General features: G+C 73.5%; 18 protein-coding genes. 5 read left to right on the top strand and 13 right to left on the bottom strand.

All coding sequences use genetic code 11. The annotated features are described in order from the left end of the window. Positions 1-31: 31 nt before the first annotated feature. From ACSMTC_RS22340 to ACSMTC_RS22320, 5 genes are all read right to left on the bottom strand, one after another. The gene (locus tag ACSMTC_RS22340; protein ID WP_436561486.1) at positions 32-1,030 is read right to left on the bottom strand and encodes an SMI1/KNR4 family protein; all 999 of its coding nucleotides are present in this window, start codon (positions 1,028-1,030) and stop codon (positions 32-34) included. A 351-nt stretch (positions 1,031-1,381) separates the two neighbouring features. Beyond that, positions 1,382-2,482, bottom strand: a complete 1,101-nt coding sequence (locus ACSMTC_RS22335; RefSeq protein WP_436561485.1) for a DegT/DnrJ/EryC1/StrS family aminotransferase — start codon at positions 2,480-2,482, stop codon at positions 1,382-1,384. A 180-nt stretch (positions 2,483-2,662) separates the two neighbouring features. Then, positions 2,663-3,790, bottom strand: a complete 1,128-nt coding sequence (locus ACSMTC_RS22330; RefSeq protein ID WP_436561484.1) for a DegT/DnrJ/EryC1/StrS family aminotransferase — start codon at positions 3,788-3,790, stop codon at positions 2,663-2,665. 34 nt (positions 3,791-3,824) lie between these two features. Beyond that, the gene (locus ACSMTC_RS22325; protein ID WP_436561483.1) at positions 3,825-4,802 is read right to left on the bottom strand and encodes an NAD-dependent epimerase/dehydratase family protein; all 978 of its coding nucleotides are present in this window, start codon (positions 4,800-4,802) and stop codon (positions 3,825-3,827) included. Beyond that, on the bottom strand, positions 4,799-5,986 hold the full coding sequence (locus tag ACSMTC_RS22320) for a Gfo/Idh/MocA family protein (RefSeq protein WP_436561482.1): 1,188 nt from the start codon (positions 5,984-5,986) through the stop codon (positions 4,799-4,801). Before ACSMTC_RS22320 ends, ACSMTC_RS22325 begins: the two co-directional genes overlap by 4 nt. 336 nt (positions 5,987-6,322) lie before the next feature. On the opposite strand from ACSMTC_RS22320, the gene ACSMTC_RS22315 reads away from it, so the two are divergent. Together ACSMTC_RS22315 and ACSMTC_RS22310 are read left to right on the top strand one after the other, a co-directional pair. Next, on the top strand, positions 6,323-6,787 hold the full coding sequence (locus tag ACSMTC_RS22315) for a YwqJ-related putative deaminase (protein ID WP_436561481.1): 465 nt from the start codon (positions 6,323-6,325) through the stop codon (positions 6,785-6,787). Positions 6,788-6,835: 48 nt separating this feature from the next. Then, the gene (locus ACSMTC_RS22310; RefSeq protein WP_436564767.1) at positions 6,836-7,336 is read left to right on the top strand and encodes an SUKH-3 domain-containing protein; all 501 of its coding nucleotides are present in this window, start codon (positions 6,836-6,838) and stop codon (positions 7,334-7,336) included. A 66-nt stretch (positions 7,337-7,402) separates the two neighbouring features. On the opposite strand, the gene ACSMTC_RS22305 is transcribed toward ACSMTC_RS22310, so the two are convergent. The 3 genes from ACSMTC_RS22305 to ACSMTC_RS22295 form a co-directional block, all read right to left on the bottom strand. Beyond that, positions 7,403-7,627, bottom strand: a complete 225-nt coding sequence (locus ACSMTC_RS22305; RefSeq protein WP_436561480.1) for a DUF397 domain-containing protein — start codon at positions 7,625-7,627, stop codon at positions 7,403-7,405. Between the two features lie 178 nt (positions 7,628-7,805). Beyond that, entirely contained in the window at positions 7,806-8,015 is a 210-nt protein-coding gene (locus ACSMTC_RS22300; RefSeq protein WP_436561479.1) for a DUF397 domain-containing protein, read from the bottom strand. Positions 8,016-8,043: 28 nt separating this feature from the next. After that, positions 8,044-8,901 carry a helix-turn-helix domain-containing protein gene (locus ACSMTC_RS22295; protein ID WP_436561478.1) on the bottom strand — a complete coding sequence of 286 codons (858 nt, stop codon included), beginning with the start codon at positions 8,899-8,901 and terminating at the stop codon, positions 8,044-8,046. A 251-nt stretch (positions 8,902-9,152) separates the two neighbouring features. Here ACSMTC_RS22295 and ACSMTC_RS22290 point away from each other — a divergent pair, with 251 nt between their 5' ends. Both ACSMTC_RS22290 and ACSMTC_RS22285 read left to right on the top strand, forming a co-directional pair. Beyond that, positions 9,153-9,593, top strand: coding sequence for an ATP-binding protein (locus tag ACSMTC_RS22290; RefSeq protein WP_436561477.1), 441 nt, complete (start codon positions 9,153-9,155; stop codon positions 9,591-9,593). Then, the gene (locus tag ACSMTC_RS22285) at positions 9,590-9,892 is read left to right on the top strand and encodes a hypothetical protein (RefSeq protein WP_436561476.1); all 303 of its coding nucleotides are present in this window, start codon (positions 9,590-9,592) and stop codon (positions 9,890-9,892) included. Before ACSMTC_RS22290 ends, ACSMTC_RS22285 begins: the two co-directional genes overlap by 4 nt. Before the next feature lie 171 nt (positions 9,893-10,063). Here ACSMTC_RS22285 and ACSMTC_RS22280 read toward each other — a convergent pair whose 3' ends face one another. Next, positions 10,064-10,384: a hypothetical protein gene (locus ACSMTC_RS22280; RefSeq protein ID WP_436561475.1), complete on the bottom strand. Its 321-nt coding sequence runs from the start codon at positions 10,382-10,384 to the stop codon at positions 10,064-10,066. 441 nt (positions 10,385-10,825) lie between these two features. Here ACSMTC_RS22280 and ACSMTC_RS22275 point away from each other — a divergent pair, with 441 nt between their 5' ends. After that, positions 10,826-11,881 carry a helix-turn-helix transcriptional regulator gene (locus ACSMTC_RS22275; RefSeq protein ID WP_436561474.1) on the top strand — a complete coding sequence of 352 codons (1,056 nt, stop codon included), beginning with the start codon at positions 10,826-10,828 and terminating at the stop codon, positions 11,879-11,881. An 8-nt stretch (positions 11,882-11,889) separates the two neighbouring features. Here ACSMTC_RS22275 and ACSMTC_RS22270 read toward each other — a convergent pair whose 3' ends face one another. The 4 genes from ACSMTC_RS22270 to ACSMTC_RS22255 are packed head-to-tail and all read right to left on the bottom strand — an operon-like array spanning position 11,890 to position 17,758. Continuing rightward, complete coding sequence (locus ACSMTC_RS22270; protein ID WP_436561473.1) at positions 11,890-13,092, bottom strand: cytochrome P450; 1,203 nt, start codon at positions 13,090-13,092, stop codon at positions 11,890-11,892. 27 nt (positions 13,093-13,119) lie between these two features. Then, the gene (locus ACSMTC_RS22265; RefSeq protein ID WP_436561472.1) at positions 13,120-13,740 is read right to left on the bottom strand and encodes a GAF domain-containing protein; all 621 of its coding nucleotides are present in this window, start codon (positions 13,738-13,740) and stop codon (positions 13,120-13,122) included. After that, positions 13,737-14,573, bottom strand: coding sequence for a S8 family peptidase (locus ACSMTC_RS22260; protein ID WP_436561471.1), 837 nt, complete (start codon positions 14,571-14,573; stop codon positions 13,737-13,739). The genes ACSMTC_RS22265 and ACSMTC_RS22260 overlap by 4 nt, the downstream gene beginning before the upstream one ends. Then, positions 14,570-17,758 carry an AAA family ATPase gene (locus tag ACSMTC_RS22255; RefSeq protein WP_436561470.1) on the bottom strand — a complete coding sequence of 1,063 codons (3,189 nt, stop codon included), beginning with the start codon at positions 17,756-17,758 and terminating at the stop codon, positions 14,570-14,572. The genes ACSMTC_RS22260 and ACSMTC_RS22255 overlap by 4 nt, the downstream gene beginning before the upstream one ends. Between the last annotated feature and the right edge of the window lie 45 nt (positions 17,759-17,803).

The following is a 17,803-nucleotide window of genomic DNA, read 5'->3' as shown; positions in this document are numbered from 1 at the left end:
GTCCTCCTGCGGCCTGCGCCCCAACGCATCATCAGTTCACCGGTACGGCGCGGGCGAACCCGCCGTCCACCATCATCCCCGCCACGGTCTCCAGCTCCGGCGGGCTGCCGGCCAGCCGGAGCAGGAACTCGTCGAAGGTCGCGCCGCAGGGCAGCAGCAGCCGGGCGACCCGGTCCTCGGGGCTCTCCGGCGCGCCGGTGTCGCGGGCGTCGTCGTAGAGGCAGAACCAGACCGAACCGACCTGCTCGCCGCGCACCTTGAGCGCGAGCAGACCACCCTGGACGTAGGCGATGGCCAGGTAGTCCTTGGTGAGGTGGTCGCGCAGGCACTTGTTGGCATAGACCAGGTCGCGGATCCCGTACTCCTCGCTGAGCGTCAGGAACGGCTGGTCGAGCAGCAGACCGAACTCGGTGTCCAGCGCGACCCCGGCGGGCCCCCGGCCGCCGGCCAGCTTGAGGAAGCTGCGGTAGGCGGCGGGCAGCGGGTGGCCGAGCCGCTGCTCGGCCCGCTGCACCAGGTCCTCGCCGACGCTGAGCGGGTCGCCGCCGTCCATGGCGAGCGGGAAGTGCGCGGGGCGGTGCTCCTGGAGCGGACGGGTGCCCCGGCGGCCGTGGTCGGCACGGGAGCAGGCCAGCCCTCCGTGGTGCCGCAGCAGCGCCTTGACCTCGACCGGGATCAGTTCCATCCGGCGCCAGCCCGGCGCCGCCCGGCCCACCACGTGGTGCCAGGTCCAGCCGGGCGGGGTGGCCACGCCGGTGGCCAGGTCGGCCCAGAGCTCATGGCCCCGGGTGAAGAGCGCGGCGTTCGCCGACACGTAGTCGGTGAGCCGCAGTTCGTCCACGCCCAGGTCCTCGGGCGGGTCGGCGACCTCGGCGGCGGCGACCGCGTACGGGCTGAAGTCCGGGTAGCCCCGCTCGTCCACCCGCACCCCGACCGGGTGGCTCGCGGCCCGGACCGGGTCCGGGAAGTACACCACCTGGCCCGCGTACGCCGCGTTCGGCGCCGCGGCGATGCCGGGCCGAGTCGTCATCTGGTTGCCCCCACTGGCTGCTGCGACCTTGTCCATGCCGATTGCTGGACCCAGCCTAGGGGGTCCCCGCACCACCCTGCCGGGACGGTCCGGAGAGCCTCCGCAGCGACGGGACAACGATCAGGGGCGCGGGGAACTGCGCGAGTCGGAAGGCGACTGCGGTCGGTCGGATCTGTCGAGCCGGTTGCACCCCGAGAGCCCGTGGGGCGGTGCACCTTGTCCGCCGGAGGTACGTGCGGCATCGATGCCTCCCGCTTCGCGCAGTTCCCCGCGCCCCTGATGGTCACCCCGCTGCCCTGAAAGGTGCGTGTCCGAAAGGTCCGTGCCCGAGAAGTCCTGCCCTCAAAGGGCTCAGCGCAGGGCCTTGACCAGGACTTCGGCCACCCGCTCCTGCTGGGCCGCCGTGATCTGCGGGAAGAGCGGCAGGGTGAGGATCTCCGCCGCCGCCCGTTCGGTGACCGGGAAGCTGCCCTCGGCGTGGCCGAGTTCCCGGAAGGCGGGCTGCAGGTGGACCGGCACCGGGTAGTGGATCCCCGCGCCGATCCCGGCGGCGTGGAGTTCCGCGAGCACCTCGTCCCGCCCCCGGGCCACCCGCACCGCGTACAGGTGCCAGACGTGCTCGTTGCCGGGCAGGGTGCGCGGCAGTGAGATCCCCGCCAGCCCGCCGAGCAGTTCGTCGTAGCGGGCGGCGGCGGCCCGGCGGGACTCGTTCCAGCCGGGCAGGCGGCGCAGCTTGGCCCGCAGCACCACGGCCTGCAGGGTGTCCAGGCGGGAGTTGAAGCCGAAGGTCTCGTGGACGTACTTGCGTCCCGAGCCGTGGTCGCCGATCAGGCGTACGGCGGCGGCGAGTTCCTCGTCGTCGGTGACCACGGCGCCCGCGTCGCCGTACGCTCCGAGGTTCTTGCCCGGGTAGAAGCTGGTGGCCGAGATGCGGCCCCAGGAGCCGGAGACCCGGCCGTCCTGGCGGGCGCCCTGGGACTGGGCGCCGTCCTCGATCACCGGGCGGCCGTCGGCGAGCTCCAGCAGGGGCCGCATCGGGGCGAGTTGGCCGTTCAGGTGGACCGGGATCAGCGCGGCGGCACCGGGCAGCGCCTCGGCGGCCCGGGCCGGGTCGATCAGCAGGTGCTCGGGGTCGACGTCGACCAGGACCGGCCGCAGGCCCGCGCGGACCACGGCCTCGGCGGTGGCCACGAAGGTGTTGGCCGGCAGCACCACACCCGAGCCGGGTGCCAGCCGCAGCGCCCGCAGGGCCAGTTCCAGGGCGTCGGTGCCGTTCGCTGTGCCGACCGCGTGCCGTACCCCCGAGAACCGGGCGTACTCGGCCTCGAAGGCGGCGACGTCCGGCCCCTTGATGTAGGCACCGGTGGCCAGCACCCGGTCGAAGCCCTCGCGTACCTCTTCGGCCACCTCGGCGTGCGCGGCTTGCAGATCGACGAGCGGAATGGCGGTCATACGGGCCCCCTCGGGCGGCTCTGGGACAGGACGGTCGGTCGATGGCGCGGGTGATCGGCCAGGCGGCGCCCCCGGGCGCGGGCGGCGCACCGAGGGCGCGGGAAGCGCGCGGGGCCCCGGCCGGAGGCCGGGAGCGGAGGACTCCCGGTTACCCGACGGCCGGGTCGCACCCCGGACTTCTCACCCCACGGCGGCGCGCACCGCGGCGACCACCCGGTCCTGCTGCTCCTCGGTCAGCGAGTGGTAGAGCGGCAGGATCAGGGAGCGCCGGGTGAGCAGTTCGGTCGCGGGCAGCGGTACCCGCCCGGTGCCCTTGTACGGGGCCTCCAGGTGGGCGGCCATGATGCCCCGCCGGGCGGAGATCCCGGCGGCGGCGAGCCGGTCCAGCACCTCGGCGCGGTCCGGGGCGCCCTCGGGCAGCAGCAGCCAGCAGCTCTGGTAGTTGCCGCTGCCGTGCTCCGGGTCGGCGACCAGACGCGTCCCCAGCGGCCCGAGCAGGGCACGGTAGCGGTCGGCGAGTTCGCGGCGGCGGCGGACGAGTTCGGGCAGCTTGCGCAGCTGGACCAGGCCGATCGCGGCCTGGACGTCCGTCATCCGGTAGTTGAACCCGATCTCGTCGTAGGTCTCCAGGGCGGCGGCCCCGCCGCCGGCGTGCCGGTCGGTGGCCGAGACGCTCATCCCGTGCTCGCGCAACCGCCGCAGCCGGGCGGCGAGTTCGCCGTCCTGGCAGGTGACCATGCCGCCCTCGCCGGTGGTGAGCAGCTTGCGCGGGTGGAAGGAGAAGGCGGCGATCTCGGCGGTGCTGCCCGCCGGCCGGCCCCGCAGCAGCGCGCCGGCCGCGCAGGCGGCGTCCTCGACCACGGCGATGCCGCGCGGGCGGGCCAGCGCCCCGATGGCGTCCAGGTCCACCGGGACGCCGCCCTGGTCCACCGCGATCACGGCCTTCGTACGCTCGGTGAGCAGCGGTTCGACGGTGCCGGCGGTGAGGTTGCCGCTGGCCGGGTCCACGTCGGCGAAGACGGGCACGGCGCCGAGGTAGGTGACGGCGTTGGCGGTGGCGATGAAGGAGAGCGAGGGCACCACGACCTCGTCCCCGGGGCCGACGCCCGCCCCGATGAGGGCCAGGTGCAGCGCGGTGGTGCAGGAGGAGACGGCGACGGCGTGCGGGACGCCGAGGTGGGCGACGAAGGCCCGCTCGAACTCGGCGACCCGGGGGCCCTGGGCCACCCAGCCGGAGCGGACGGCCTCGGCGGCGGCCTCGGCCTCCTCCTCGCCGAGCCACGGCACCATGACGGGAATGTTGGTCACTGTGAACTCCGAACTACGCGGCCGGACAACAGGGTTACTGCTCGCGCCACCAGGCGACCAGCTTGCGCAGGCCGTCCTCCAGGCCGGTCTCCGGCTTCCAGTCGAGGTCGCGCCGGGCGGCCGAGATGTCGGCGAGCCGCCGCACCACCCCGCCGGCGGTGCCCCTGGCCGGGCCGTGCTCGACGTCGAGGCCGGAGTCCATCGCGGCCAGCAGGGCGTCGGCGAGGCCGCGCAGCGAGACCTCGGTGGAGCTGGCGATGTTGTAGACCCGGTCGGTGACGGGGGCGGCGGCGGCCAGCAGGTTGGCCCGGGCGATGTCCTCGGTGTAGACGAAGTCCATGGTCTGCGCGCCGTCGCCGAAGATGAGCGGCGGCTGCCCGGCGGCGATCCGCTCCATCCAGCGGATGAACACCTCGGTGTACCTGCCGTGCACGTCCATCCGGGGCCCGTACACGTTGAAGTAGCGCAGGGCGACGTAGTCCAGGCCGTACATGGCGTGGAAGCTGCGCAGCAGGCCCTCGTTGAAGACCTTGGCGGCGCCGTAGAGGGTGTCGTTGTTGTAGGGGTGCTGGGTCTCGGGGGTGGGGAAGGTGTCGGCGAGGCCGTAGACGGAGGCGGTGGAGGAGGCGATCACCTTTCCGACGCCCTTCTCGGCGGCGGCCTCGACCACGTCGAAGGTGCCGTCCACCATGACCTCCAGGGCGAGCCGGGGCTCGGTGGCGCACTGGGTGATCCGGATCGCGGCCAGGTGGAAGAGCAGGTCGGTCGCGGGGTCGAGCAGGTCGCGCAGCAGCGCGCGGTCGCGGATGTCGCCGTCCACCACCCTCAGCTGCCCCGGGGCGGCGACGGACTCGGCGTGCGCGAGGTTGGCCATCCGGCCGCGGACGAAGTTGTCCAGCACCACGACCTCGCGGGCCCCGGCCGCGAGCAGCTGGTCCACCACGGTGGAGCCGATGGTGCCCGCCCCTCCGGTGACCAGGCAGCGGGAGCCCTCAATGGTGACAGCGTTCATCGGGCGGCAGCCCTCTCCTGAGTGATGGTCGGCTGTTCGGCGTCCACCGGCACGGTGGCGCCCCGGAGTTCCAGACTGCGGGCGGCGGCGTGCAGCAGGCGCAGCACCCGCAGCCCGGCACGGCCGTCGGTGAGCGGGGCCCGGCCCTCGGTGACGGCGCTGGCGAACTCGGCCATCACGGCGCGCAGCGCCTCCTGCTCGGACAGTGCGGGCGCGACCATGTCCCCGACCCGGTACGAGACCTGGGCCTGGTGGCGGATCTCCTCGGTCAGCCGCTCGGGCGGGGTGAGGTCCACGCCCCGGTCGTGGATCGCCAGGCGGGCCTGCGGGTTGAGGTCGTCCCAGACCAGGGTGCGCCGGGACCCGCCGATCAGGGTGGTCCGCACCTTGGTCGGGGAGAGCCAGTTGACGTGGCAGTGGGCGAGCGCGCCGTTGCTGAGCCGCACCGTCAGGTACGCCACGCAGGCGCGCCCGGCCCCGATCGGGTCGGCGGCCTGGGCGCTGACGCCGACCGGGACCACGCCGGGCGGCAGGACGAAGTCGAGGATGGACAGGTCGTGCGGGGCCAGGTCCCACAGGACGTCCACATCGGGCTGGACCAGGCCGAGGTTGATCCGCACCGAGTCGAAGAACTGCAGGTCGCCGAGGTCACCGCCGTGCAACAGCTCGCGGATCCGGCGGACCACCGGCGTGTAGCAGAAGGTGTGGTCGCACATCAGGACCAGCCCGCCGCGCTCGGCCAGTTCGACCAGCTCGGCGGCCTCCTCGGCGGTGGTGGTGACCGGCTTCTCGACCAGGACGTGCTTTCCGGCCCGTAACGCGGCCCGTACCAGCCGGTAGTGGGTGGCGGCGGGCGTGGCGATGGCGACCGCCCGCACCCGTTCGTCGGCCAGCACCTCGTCGAAGGAGGTGGTCGTCCCCACCGTGCTGTACCGGCCGAGCACCCGGCGGGCGCGCTCCTCGTCCAGGTCGCAGAGCCAGTGCAGGCGCAGCGCCGGGGTCTGCTGGGCGTTGCGGACCAGGTTCGGCCCCCAGTACCCGGCGCCGACCACGGCCAGGCCGATCCGCTCCGGCGCGGCGGCGTCCGCACCCCGCGCGTCGGGCTCCTGACGCGCCCCTTGCCCGGCAGCCGGGCCGCCCCTCGCCCGTGGTCGATCCGGTTCGCCCGCAGGCGCGTACGTCATCGCAAGACCCCCCTTGCCCGGCGCCTGGGCACCTCGTGGCCCGGCAGCCCCCACCGCCCCTGTCCGGAACCGGCCCGAACCGCTCCCCGCAGTTCGAACGGCCCTGCTCCGCTGCCCGAACGCTACCGGCCGCCGCCACCGGTCGTGGTCCGAATCCGGAAACCCGCGGCCGTACCCGCCACCGCCCGAACGGCCCCGAAGCGGCGGTCCCTCCACCCCGAGTCGGCGATCGTCATGGATGTTTGGCAGTCTTGGATCCTCACCGCAAGGTGTCACCGACCGTCAGCAGACCTCCGGCAGCCCGAGCCTGCCGGGCAGTGGAGAGCGAGGAGCAGCGTGCAGCACCCGGAACAGCCAGGCGCGGCCCCGGTGTTGCGCCACCACCGGGACAGCCTGCTGCCCGCGGTGGCCGCCGCGCTCTCACTCAGAAACGGCGAGGTGCACACCCTGGCCGGTGACAAGCCGGAGAACCGGCCCCGGCTGCACCCCCTGGTCGGCGACTTCCTCGCCACCCTCCCGATGGAGCACCGGGAGCGCTTCCTCGGGCGCTGCCCGGAGGCGGTACTGCTCTCCCAGTACCTGGTCAAGGTGGACTCGGCCCGTTCCAAGCGCGCCTCCCGCAAGCCGCTCTCCATCCAGGACGCCCGCAAGGCGCTCAAGGGCGCCCGGCTGACCACCGTCCGGATCCGCGAGGAGGGCGACCCCGCGCACGGTACGCACGCGCCGCCGTGCCGCTCCTGCGCCCCGCTGCTCGAACACCTCACCGTCGCGAGCGTCGCCATCGGACCTACCGCGCCGTAAACCGCCGCGCCCTGTCCGCCGCCCCGTAGCCGACCACCGGAGCACCTCCTGAACGCGTCCGCCCTCCGCACCCAGCCCCGCTTCCCCGCCGATGTCGCCGCCGCACTCAAGCAGGCCGGCTGGCACCCGGGACGCTGGGAGATCCGCCAGGCCGAGGAGTGGGCGGACACACTGGCCGGTCACGGCAGCCCGGCCGGGCCACGGCACACCGTGTTCCCGGCCGCCGTGGAGGTCTGGGCCGAGTTCGGCGGCCTGTTCCTCGACCAGTCCGGCGCCGGCCGGCTGATGGCCCGTACCCCGTTCCTGATCGACCCGCTCTGCGGACTGCACCAGCCACGCACCCTGGCCGACCTCGGCCGGGCCCTGGGCCGCCAGGTCGCCCCCCTCGGCGAGGAGCAGTACGGACTGGCCCTGCTCGCCATCGACGAGGACGGCCGCGTCTACAGCCTCGACCACACCGGCGAGTGGTACCTCGGCCCCAGCATCGACCACGCGGTCACCAGCCTGGTCCTCGGCCACATCCCGGAACGCCTCAAGGTCCAGCCGTAGCTCTCGATACGCCACAGCCCCGGCCGGATGTTCCGTGCCGGGGCTGCCTGGTGCGCGGCCAGTGAGTCAGAGAGTCGGGAACTCGCCTTCCTTGACCCCGGCCACGAACGCCGACCAGGCATCGGCGGGGAAGACCAGGGCGGGACCGTGCGGGTCCTTCGAGTCCCGGACGGGGACGACGCCAGGGACGCCGTCGGCGACCTCGACGCAGTTGCTCTGCGCACCCGAGAACGAAGACTTGCGCCACATGAGTCCAGCAGCAGGGGCGGACGACAGGGACTTGCTCACCATGATCTAAACCATTCCCTTTGCGGTGCGCTCGATGAGCGCGATTGATTCTGTGCGCGGCATCGATTCCGCCAGGACTCGGCGGATACGGCGTACGGCCCGGCCACCGCTCAAACGGTGAAGACCGTGCTGCACTCCCACAACTACGCGATTCTTGTGGGGCCCTGTGGAACCCCGTGGGTCAGAGGGCTGGGAACTCCCCTGCCTTGACCCCGGCCACGAACGCCGACCAGGCATCGGCGGGGAAGACCAGGGCGGGACCGTGCGGGTCCTTCGAGTCCCGGACAGCCATTCCGCTGGTGACGACCTGGCCCGTCTCCACACAGTCGTTTGCCTGTGCGCTGTAGCTGCTCTTGTACCAACCCCGGGCGGAGATCTCCGGCACGGTCATGCGCTCACCCTCTTGTCTGATCTCGTACTCATGTCTCCGCCGCGATGGCGGTGATCATATCCAGCGACTGAGCGGGGTTCAGCGCTGAAGACCGCAGGTACTCGAAGACGAGCCCGTAACCATCGAGCTCCGTCTCTTGCTCCAGGTAATGGCTACTCGTCAACGTCTCCAGGAACACCGCTCCCGGGGTGGGCGAGTCCGTGAACCCGAACATCACGAACGCTCCACATGCCCCAGCGGTCGCGCCAACGTCGAGCGGAACAACTTGCAGCGTGACGTTGGGCAGTTGTGCCGCCTCGGTGAGGTAACCCAGCTGTGCTCTGCGCACGTCCACGCCACCCACCGGGCACCGCAGGGCCGGTTCCCAGATGATCGCCCAGAAGCGAGCCGGGTCCGGCTTGACCAGAACATCCTTGCGCTCCATCCGGACCTCTACCAACTGGTCGATGCGTTCCGGGCGGACGGCTGCCGGATTGGCCGCCAACAAGGCGCGGGCGTAATCCTCGGTCTGCAACAACCCCGGCAGGACCAGCGGTTGCCATGTCCGGATGTACCGGGCATCTCCTTCCAGACCGAGAAAGTCGGCATAGGCGGGCGGAATGGTGTCACCGTAGTCGTGCCACCAGCCGCGCTTCTTGCTGTCCCGTGCCAGACGCTCAAGGACGTCTCTGTCTCTCGATTCGGCGATGCCGTAGAGGTCCAGCAGGATGCCGAGATCGAGTCGCCGAATGCCAACCGCGCCGGTCTCTATGCGGCTGATCTTCGCGCGGGAGCACTTGAGTGCGCCTGCCGCGTCCTCGGTCGTCTTGCCCGCCGATTCTCGGAGTCGGCGAAGCTCCGAGCCCAGACGACGGCCACGCACGGTCGGCCTTGATTCGTCGGTCATGCCCGCTCCTCCCTTGACGCGCCCAGTCTGCCCCCTGACGGGCTGTCGAGGCCAAGAAGAACCAATCTGCACAGTTGCATCTGTTCTTGTTGCAAGTCGCACCGACACAGGAGCATGCTACGTGTAGTAGTCGTTTGCTAGACACAGCGTGATCACGGCGGCTAGCCACTCGGGCATTCCCATGCCTTCCTTCAGCCATCGAGACCGCCAACCGATCAAGCCCAACTGCCAAGCAAGGAAGGCGTCTTACCATGTCCGGAACGTTGGAGAGTCCGCCCGCGACGGCGGGTGAGCACTCGTGCTGGCTGCCGCGTCACCGCAAGTCGGCGAGCAGAGCCCGCAAGTTGCTGCGCGACTTCCTCGCCGGGCTCGACGGCGGCGAACAGTACGCGGAGACCGGCGAGCTGCTGCTCTCCGAACTGGTCGCCAACGCCGTCGAGCACGCGGCCGTCCCGCCCGGCCGCCTGATCCAGATCCGCTTCGAACTCTCCCCCGCCGCACTGCGGATCGAGGTCCACGACGCCAACACCGGCCACCCGAGAGCCGGTTCAGCCGACGAGGACGACGAATCCGGCCGAGGCCTCTGGCTGGTCGACCAGCTCTCCACCGCTTGGGGCTGCCACCCCAGACCGGGCGGCATCGGCAAAGCCGTCTGGTGCCTGGTCGGCCCGGCCCGGCGGACCTCCTCATGAACGCCCCGAACACCGGCAACGCCCCGGTCGTCGTGGAGATCGAGGGCATCACCGGCCCCGCGACCTTCACTCGCCTCCCCGACGCCCTCGCCGCCCTCTGGGAATCCCTGCGCCTGCTCCCCCTCGGCGCGCTCCAGGCCGACGCCTTCCGCTACTTCCTCACCCGCCCCGACGCCGCCGAACGCACCCTGGAGTTCCTCCGACGCGACGGCGGGCTCAACCTCGCCTTCACCCTCGACGGCCAACCCCACACCGTCCGCCTCCGCCCCCACCATGCAGAGCCCGACTACGAACGGTGAACACCCGGTGGCCGAGCACACATCCGGCGCCGGCGGCCGCCTGTAACCGTACGGTCGATGAGGTGCCGCCGACCCGGTCCGGCGGTGCCGCCCCTCGCCGCGGTGGGGCCGGCCCCGGGCGCTCACGGCTTCGTGCCCGCCCGCGCCGGAGCCACGTCCCGAGGCTGATCGCTAGTCGGCGTCCAGCTGGAAGGTCCGGAGCACCAGTCCGTCCCGGTCGTACACGGCGACCCTCGACGGCGGCTGTTTCCCCGCGGTGACGAAGTGGTCCCTGATCCTGGCGACCGCGCCGGACAGTGCCGCGCCGGTGTTCTCCGGGAGCGGTCCCGCCGACTGCCAGTGCATGGTCAGCTCCCAGCGGCGGCCTCTGCCGTTGCCGCGCGGCGCGGTGGGCTCGGCCTCGAGGTGCAGCTCGTCGAGCAGGTCGAGGATGACGTTCATGTCGTCGCCGGATATGTGCGCGAAGTTCTCTTCCACCAGGATCTCGTCCATGCATGCTGACTTACCCCGGTGCGCGGGGCGGTCAACCGGGTGGCGGACACGGCCGCGGTGCGGCGGGACGATGCGTCAGGACCCGCTGCTGCCGGAGCTGATCGCCCGGGGCGCGGGGCGGAGGACGATCCCGACGGCCCCTCCGGCGGGTGCGGCCACCGGCGCTGATCCGCCACCCGACCTGACACACCACGGTGGAGACCGAGGTCCGGAGTTCGTCAACGCGCCTCCGGCCCCCGTCCATCGGAGGTCGACACTCTGTTGACGGCCAGGGGCGAGCCTTCCACGGGCAGTTCCTCGGGCCGCCCGGCCGCGTGATCCGGATCCGGTTCGAACTCTCCCCCACCCCACCGCGGATCGAGGTTCACGATGCCAACACCGGCCCATCGACGTCCGGTTCGTCCTACGGGGACGACGAGAATAACTACTATCTTTCCGCGTGTGACAAACGATCACCCGAAGCCTGCGGGGGGCTGGATGGCGGAGCGGACCGATGCCGTCCCACCCAGTAGCCTGCCCGCGCTGAGCGACCGTGACGTCCGGGTCTTCCAGTGGGTGGTCGCGCACGAGCGGTTGGAGGCGACGGCGGCCGGGGAGCTGGGGCTGTCGGAGGCGGAGCTGGCTCAGTCGGCCAAGGCGCTGCAACGGCTGCACCTGCTGCGGCAGTTGCCCGGCGGGCCGGGCGGCGAGGTCGAGCTGGTGGCGGTGGCGCCCCAGCTGGCGGCGGCCAGCTTGCTGGTGCCGGCCGAGGCGGAACTGCGGCGGCAGTTGGCCGAGGCGGAGCGAGTGCGGTCCGAACTGGTCCAACTGGGCCTGCTGTACACCAGGAACCGGTCGGGGCAGGGACCCGAGCAGTTGCAGGAGATCCTCGAACTGGATGCCGTCATCGATCTGATCAGCTCGCTGACGGCCAGCTGCCACAGCGAGGCGCTCACCTGCCAGCCCGGTGGCCCCCGGGCGCCGCACCTGCTGGAGCAGGCGTTCACGCGCGACCTGGCGATGATCCGGCGCGGGGTGCGGATGCGCACGCTCTACCAGCACACCTCGCGCCGCCACCAGCCCACCCAGGAGTACGTCCGGCGGGTCAGCGCCGCCGGTGCCGAAGTGCGCACGCTGCCCGCGCTGTTCGGTCGGATGATCGCGTTCGACCGGGAGGTGGTGATCATCCCGCATCACGAGTCGCGCGACGGCGCGGTGGTGATCCGGGACCCCTCGACGGTGGCGCATCTGTGCGGCACCTTCGAGCACTCCTGGGCCCTGGCCGATCCCTACGCGCCCGCCGCCCCCGGCGACCTCTCGTTCGACGAGGTGAAGCAGGCGATCGTCCGGCTGCTGGCCGAGGGGATGAAGGACGAGATGATCGCCCGCAGGCTCGGGATGTCGCTGCGGACCTGCCGCAAGCACATCGCCGAGACCATGGAGACACTGGGCGCCAGCAGCCGCTTCCAGGCCGGCTACCTGGCCTATGCCCGGTCCGGACCGCTGGACCGGGCGTAGGCCACCGGTCAGGACGGCCGCAGGCGTACCGGGAGGGCGCCGAGGCGGCGGTGGTGGTGTCCGCCGAGCCAGCGCAACTCGTCCACCGGTACGGCCAGGTGGAGGCCGGGCCAGCGGCGGACCAGACCGCCGAGCGCCGCCGTCAGCTCGGCCCTGGCCAGCGGGGCGCCCGGGCAGTAGTGCGGGCCGAGGCCGAAGGTGAGGTGACGGCCGCTGCCGGGCCGGTCCAGGTCGAGCCGGTCCGGTTCGGCGAAGCGGCGCGGGTCGCGGTTGGCCGCCAGGACGGACAGCAGCACGGTGCTGCCCGCCGGGATCACGGTGCCGCCGATCTCCAGGTCGTCCCGTGCGATCCGGGGGGTGCCGAACGGTCCCGGCGTGTCCCAGCGCAGCAGCTCGTCCACGGCGCCCGGCAGCAGCGCGGGTTCGGCGTGCAGCCGGGCGAGCAGCTCGGGATGGCGGGCGAGGGCGAGCACCGCGAGGCCGAGCGCCTGCACGGTGCTGTCGAAGCCCGCGGTGATCAGCATCGCGATCAGGTCGACCAGTTCGTCCTCGCTGACCCGGCCGCTCTCCCGCCAGGCCCGGACCACGGCGGTGTGGACGTCGGGGTCGGTGGCCGTGGCCGTGGCGGGTTCGGCGTCGAGCCGGGCGTGGGCGGCGGCGATCAGGGTGCGGACCACCGCGTCGAGGTCGGTGACGACGCGTTCGAGGTCGTGGCGGTTGGTCAGATCGATGAGCGTACGGCTCAGCCGGGGTATCTCCGGCCCGGGGATGCCGAAGACCGTGCAGAGCGCCTCGAAGGCGAAGGGCGCGGCGAACTCGGCCATCAGGTCGACCGGCCGGCCCTCGGTCAGTGCGTCGAGCCGGGCCTCGGCGAGCTCCGCGATGCGCTCCTGGTGGGCCGCGATCCGGCTCGCGGCGAAGGCGGCGGTGGCCAGGCGGCGGATCCGGGTGTGCTCGGGCGGGTCGTAGTTGACCAGCGTCAGGTCGAGGGCGCGGTGCGGGCGGTCCGGCTTCGGCGGGCGGCTGTCCAGGGAGAGCCGCGGGTCCAGGAAGCCGGCCCGGACGTCGGCCTCCCGGGTGACCACCCAGACCGGGCGCCCGGCCGGCGTGGTGGTCCGGACCACCGGGCAGCGCTCGCGCAGCTCGGCGAGGACGGTGTCCGGGGCAGCGAGGAAGTCGGCGCCCAGGGGCGAGCGGGACGGCGGGTTCAACGGGTCCTCCGGTCGGTGGTGGGCAGGTCAGCGGATGAGCAGCAGCTCGCGCAGGGCGTCGACCACGCGCAGGCCGGCCGTCCGGCCGGGGCCGTCGAGCAGGGCGAGTTGGCTCAGCGCACGGGCGGCGGCTGGCTCGATACCGGGCGTGTCGAGGCCGGCCGGTACCCGGCGGTCCAGGACGGCGCGCAGGGCGGTGGCGGCCTGCCGGGCGAACATCGCGAGCAGGTCGAGTTCGCCGAGGTCGGAACGGGCCTGCGGGCTCGGGTCGAGCACTTCGAGGACGCCGAGGACGCCGGAGGCGTGCAGCAGCGGCGCGGCCATCAGGGCGTCGGGTACGTAGCGGGTGGACTCGGCCAGATCGCGGGCGAAGCTGTCGTTCCGGGAGAGGTCGTCGACCACCATCGGCTCACCGGTGTGGACCACCCAGCCCGCGATGCCGCGTCCGGCCGGGAAGCGGGTGCCGACCAGGAACTCCTCGCCCTGGCCGGAGACCGCCTGGAAGACCAGTTCGTCGCGGTCGCGGTCGAACAGGAAGATCGAGCTGGCCGCGGCGCCGAAGATGGCCCGGGCGGTGTCGACCACGGACTGGAGCAGCTCGCGGGCGACCGGGTCGGGCGTGGTCGGGTGGGTGGCGGTCGCGGTCATCGGGCACCTCGGTCGCTGCTGGTGTGGACGTTGGCTGCGGACAGGTAGAGCATCGACTTGAGCTGGAACGGCGTCAGGCCCGGGTACTTGGCCAGTACCAGGGCGCACAGGCCGGCGATGTAGGGAGTGGCGAAGCTGTTGCCGGTGGTGCGGATGGTGCTACCGCCGAGCCAGGGCACCGCGATGTTCTGGCCGGGGGCGAAGAACTCCACCGGCGGGCGCGGGTTGTAGAGGAACAGCTCCGGGTCCTCCTCCTGGTGGCTGCCCACCGAGATGACCGAGGAGAACCGCCACGGGTAGCTCTCCACCGGGGTGTTGTGGGCGGAGGCGACGATCACGCTGCGGCCGAAGTACGCCTGGTCCGCGATGGCGCGCAGCACCTCGGTGTACTGCTCGCGGGTGGTGGACAGGCTCAGGTTGATCACGTCGAAGCGCTGCTCGACGGCCCAGCGCAGCCCGGCCAGCAGCACCTCGCCGGTGCCGGAGAAGCGCTCGCCGAGCACCCGGACGCTGTGCAGTTCGCAGTCGGGGGCGGTGCGGCGGATGATGCCGGCGCAGGCGGTGCCGTGGCCGCAGCTGTCGCCGCTCTCGGTCGGCTCCACCCGGGCGCCGTCGCCGTCGGCGCGGACGACGTACGAGCCGTCGACCCGGCCGACCAGCGGATGGTCGCGCTCGACGCCGCTGTCCACGACGCAGACCCGCACGCCGCGGCCGGTGGAACCGCCCCAGGCCCACTCCCTGGTCAGCGCGGGGCCGTCGGCGGTGACCGGGATGTCCGCCGGGCGACGGCCACGCAGGCTCCAGGTGAGCGCGGGCGTGGATGGCTTGGTCATCGGGAGGCTCGCTCCTTGGGGGTCGGTCCGGACGGGCCGGACGGTTCGGCGGACTCGAGTCCGGCGGCCCAGCCGGCGCCGACCAGGTGTCCCTTGGCGGCGAAGTGACGGGCGGCCAGCCGCGCGGCGGTGACCGCGCGGGTCCGGTCGCCGACGGCCAGGGCGGTGAGTGCCCGGTCCAGGGCGGCGGTGGCCCGGACGACGGGCGAGTCGGTCCGGGCGGCATCGGCCAGGGCGCGTTCGGCCAGGGCGGAGGCATCGGCCGGGGCGGAGGCGGCGCGCAGGCGGGCGAGGGCTCCGTGCAGGGCGGCGGCGTCGGCGGGGGGAGGCGGGGCGTCGTCGGGGGCGGGCCCGGCGGCGGTGAGGGCGGCGAGCGCGGCGGGGTGGTCGTCCGCGGCGAGCAGGGCGCGCGGCAGGTCCCGGGTGATCGCGCTGAGCAGGGCGGTGGCACCGAGCTCGTGGCAGGCGGTCTCGGCCGCGCGGAGCAGCTCGACGGCCTCGGCGGGCCGGTCGGCCAGCAGCGCCACCTCGGCCTCGAACACCGGCAGGAAGGCCCGGGCCTCGGCGAAGCCCAGCTGGTCGGCGACCCGGCGGGCCTCGTCCAGGCAGCGCTGGGCCCCGGCCCAGTCGGCGCGCAGGGCCAGCAGGACGGCGAGCGGGAGGTTGAGGGTGACCTGGACCGTCCGGCGGCCGGTGCCGTGCTCGGCCAGCAGTGCGCGGCAGCGGGCCACCGCCACCGGGACCGGGACGGGACCGAGCCAGAGTGAGACCCCGATGGCGCCGAGCGCCGCCGCCCGTTCCGGTTCGGCGTCCGCCCGTACGGCGTGGTCGAGGGCGCGGCTGAGCAGGCTCTCGGCGGCGCCGTGCCGTCCGAGGAGCTGCTGGTGCTGGGCCAGGCGCAGGCAGGCGCGGGCGATGCCGAGGCTGTCGTCGGCCGCCTCGAAGAGCGGCAGCACCTCGCCGGCGGTACGGGTGGCGTGCTCCAGGGCGGGGCCGGGGTCGAGGACGGCCAGCGCGAGCCGGGCGTGCGCCGCCAGTACGGGCGGACCTGCGGCGGCCACCCGGCGCAGCAGCCGGCGGCCCTCCTCGGTGCGGCCGGTGGCCAGCCGGACCTCGGCCAGCCGCCAGGTGGTCGGCAGCCAGTCGGGCTCGCCAGGCCGGGCCAGGGTGCTCGCCTCGGTCAACAGCTCGTCGGCCCAGCCGAGGTCGGCCCGGGCCAGCGCCTGGGCCCCCGCGGCGGCCAGATGGGCGGCGGCCCGGCGGCGCAGCTCCACGCCGTGCGAATCCAGCAGGCCGAGTTCGCCCCGGTAGCGGTGGGCCCTGGCGAGGTGGCCGCCGATCAGGCTGTCCGGCGCGGCGCGGTCGGCGAGCAGCCGGGCGACGCGCTCGTGCCGCTCGGCCCGGACCCGCTTGGCCGTCCCCTGGTAGGCGGCCTCCTGGACCAGCCCGCTGCTGAACCGGTAGCGGGCCGCTCGGCCGTCCGGCTCCACCAGGCGCCGCCTGGCCAGCCGGTGCAGTGCGGACCGGACCGGGTCGGAGCCGGCCGGGTCCGGCTGGAGCTCGCCGCCGGGCCCGCCCTCCGGACCGCTGTCGGCCAGCCGCGCCAGCTCGTCGCCGTGGAACTCGCGGCCGACCACGGCGGCGAGGGTCAGCGCGGTCCGCTCGGCGGGGTCCAGTGCGTCGATGCGCGCGCCGAGCAGCGCCTGGAGGGTGGGGGGAAGACCCTCGGGGGTGCGCTGCTCGGTCGTCATGGCGAGCAGCTGCTCCAGATGGAACGGGTTGCCCTCGGCCCGGCGCAGCACCTGGGCCCGGGCCCGGGCCCGGCCCTGGTCCTGGTCCTGGTCCTGGGCCTGGGCCCGGCCCTGCTCGGCGGCCGGGTGGCCGACCACCTCGGCCAGGGCCTGCGCCAGCCGCGCGCTCTCGGTCGGGGAGAGCCCGGTCAGCTGGACCTGGTGCCTGCCGCGGGTCAGCTCGGGTCCCTGGTCGAGGAGTTCGAGCCGGGCGAGGCAGAGCAGCAGGACCGGCCGCCCGGCGAGCGCGGCGGCCAGCTTCAGCACGGTCTCGCGCAGGACCGGCGTGGCCCAGTGGAAGTCGTCCAGGACCACCACCACCGGGCGGCGGCGGGAGAGCGCTGTGAGCAGCTGGACGATGGTGGCGCAGGTGTCCTCGGCGGACGGGCCGGGGGTGCCGTCGTGGAGCAGGCCGTTGCGCAGCGTCTCGGCGGCGCCGGTCTCGTCGCTCCGCCCAGTGTCGGCGAGGAGTTGGCGCAGCGCGTCGGCCAGCGGGCTGAGGCTGCCGGCCTCGCCGTACGGGCGGCAGCGGCCGAACCCCCGGCGGGCCGGGGTGCGGTGCAGCCACTCGCGCACCAGTCGGGTCTTGCCGAGCCCGGCCTCGCCGAGCACGACCACCAGGCGGCCCTCGGGGTCGGCCGAGGACCGCGCCAACGCCTCGTCCAGCTCGGCGAGTTCGCGCTCACGACCGACGAACGGGGTGTCGAAGCGGCGGGACAGCTCAGGATCGTCGGCCCGCAGGCCGAGCAGCCGGTAGGCCTGCAGCGGCTCGGCGCGGCCGCGCAGGGCGAGCGCTCCCGCGCTCTCCACCACGGCGGCGGGCCCGGCCGCGCGCAGGGTGTCGGGGCCGATCAGGATCTGGCCGGGGGCGGCGTTCTGCTCCAGCCGGGCGGCCACGTTCACCACCTCGCCGGAGACCAGCGCCTGCCGTGCCGAGGCGTCGGCGTTGGTCACCACCTCACCGGTGTTGACGCCGATCCTGACGTCGAGCCGGACACCGAGGCCGGTGCTGAGGCCGGCGTTGAGGCCGGCCAGCACCGTCCGCATGTCGAGCGCGGCGGCCAGCGCCCGGCGGGCGTCGTCCTCCTGCATCGCCGGGATGCCGAAGACCGCCATCACGGCGTCGCCGATGAACTTCTCCACCCGGCCGCCCTGCGCCTCGACCCGGCCGGTCATCAGCTCGAAGTAGCGCAGGGTGATGGCGCGCAGGGCCTCCGGGTCGAGCCGCCTTGACAGCGCGGTCGAGCCGACCAGGTCGCAGAAGAGCACGCTGACCACCTTGCGCTCGTCGGCCCGCCGGGCCGGCGATGAGCCGACCGGGCCGGTCGGCGCGCCGCAGTGCAGGCAGAACCGTGCGGTGTCGGGCAGTTCGCCCTGGCACGACGGGCATGTCATGGTCTGCCTCCGGGTGGGCCGGCTTGGAGTCGGGGATGGAGCGGC

It is taken from the genome of Kitasatospora sp. HPM-01-4 (assembly GCF_051374625.1).
Lineage (GTDB): Bacteria > Actinomycetota > Actinomycetes > Streptomycetales > Streptomycetaceae > Kitasatospora.
The sequence above is the reverse complement of the archived record's forward strand: the minus strand, read 5'-3'. Positions and strand labels throughout refer to the sequence as shown.

Excerpts from the sequence above, each read along its gene's own strand:
- ACSMTC_RS22265 (WP_436561472.1), bottom strand. The coding sequence starts at position 13,740 with ATGACCGCGACCGCCACCCACCCGACCACGCCCGACCCGGTCGCCCGC.
- ACSMTC_RS22320 (WP_436561482.1), bottom strand. The coding sequence starts at position 5,986 with ATGACGTACGCGCCTGCGGGCGAACCGGATCGACCACGGGCGAGGGGC.
- ACSMTC_RS22340 (WP_436561486.1), bottom strand. The coding sequence starts at position 1,030 with ATGACGACTCGGCCCGGCATCGCCGCGGCGCCGAACGCGGCGTACGCG.
- ACSMTC_RS22255 (WP_436561470.1), bottom strand. The coding sequence starts at position 17,758 with ATGACATGCCCGTCGTGCCAGGGCGAACTGCCCGACACCGCACGGTTC.
- ACSMTC_RS22335 (WP_436561485.1), bottom strand. The coding sequence starts at position 2,482 with ATGACCGCCATTCCGCTCGTCGATCTGCAAGCCGCGCACGCCGAGGTG.
- ACSMTC_RS22295 (WP_436561478.1), bottom strand. The coding sequence starts at position 8,901 with ATGACCGACGAATCAAGGCCGACCGTGCGTGGCCGTCGTCTGGGCTCG.
- ACSMTC_RS22285 (WP_436561476.1), top strand. The coding sequence starts at position 9,590 with ATGAACGCCCCGAACACCGGCAACGCCCCGGTCGTCGTGGAGATCGAG.
- ACSMTC_RS22280 (WP_436561475.1), bottom strand. The coding sequence starts at position 10,384 with ATGGACGAGATCCTGGTGGAAGAGAACTTCGCGCACATATCCGGCGAC.
- ACSMTC_RS22300 (WP_436561479.1), bottom strand. The coding sequence starts at position 8,015 with ATGACCGTGCCGGAGATCTCCGCCCGGGGTTGGTACAAGAGCAGCTAC.
- ACSMTC_RS22290 (WP_436561477.1), top strand. The coding sequence starts at position 9,153 with ATGTCCGGAACGTTGGAGAGTCCGCCCGCGACGGCGGGTGAGCACTCG.
- ACSMTC_RS22305 (WP_436561480.1), bottom strand. The coding sequence starts at position 7,627 with ATGGTGAGCAAGTCCCTGTCGTCCGCCCCTGCTGCTGGACTCATGTGG.
- ACSMTC_RS22325 (WP_436561483.1), bottom strand. The coding sequence starts at position 4,802 with ATGAACGCTGTCACCATTGAGGGCTCCCGCTGCCTGGTCACCGGAGGG.
- ACSMTC_RS22260 (WP_436561471.1), bottom strand. The coding sequence starts at position 14,573 with ATGACCAAGCCATCCACGCCCGCGCTCACCTGGAGCCTGCGTGGCCGT.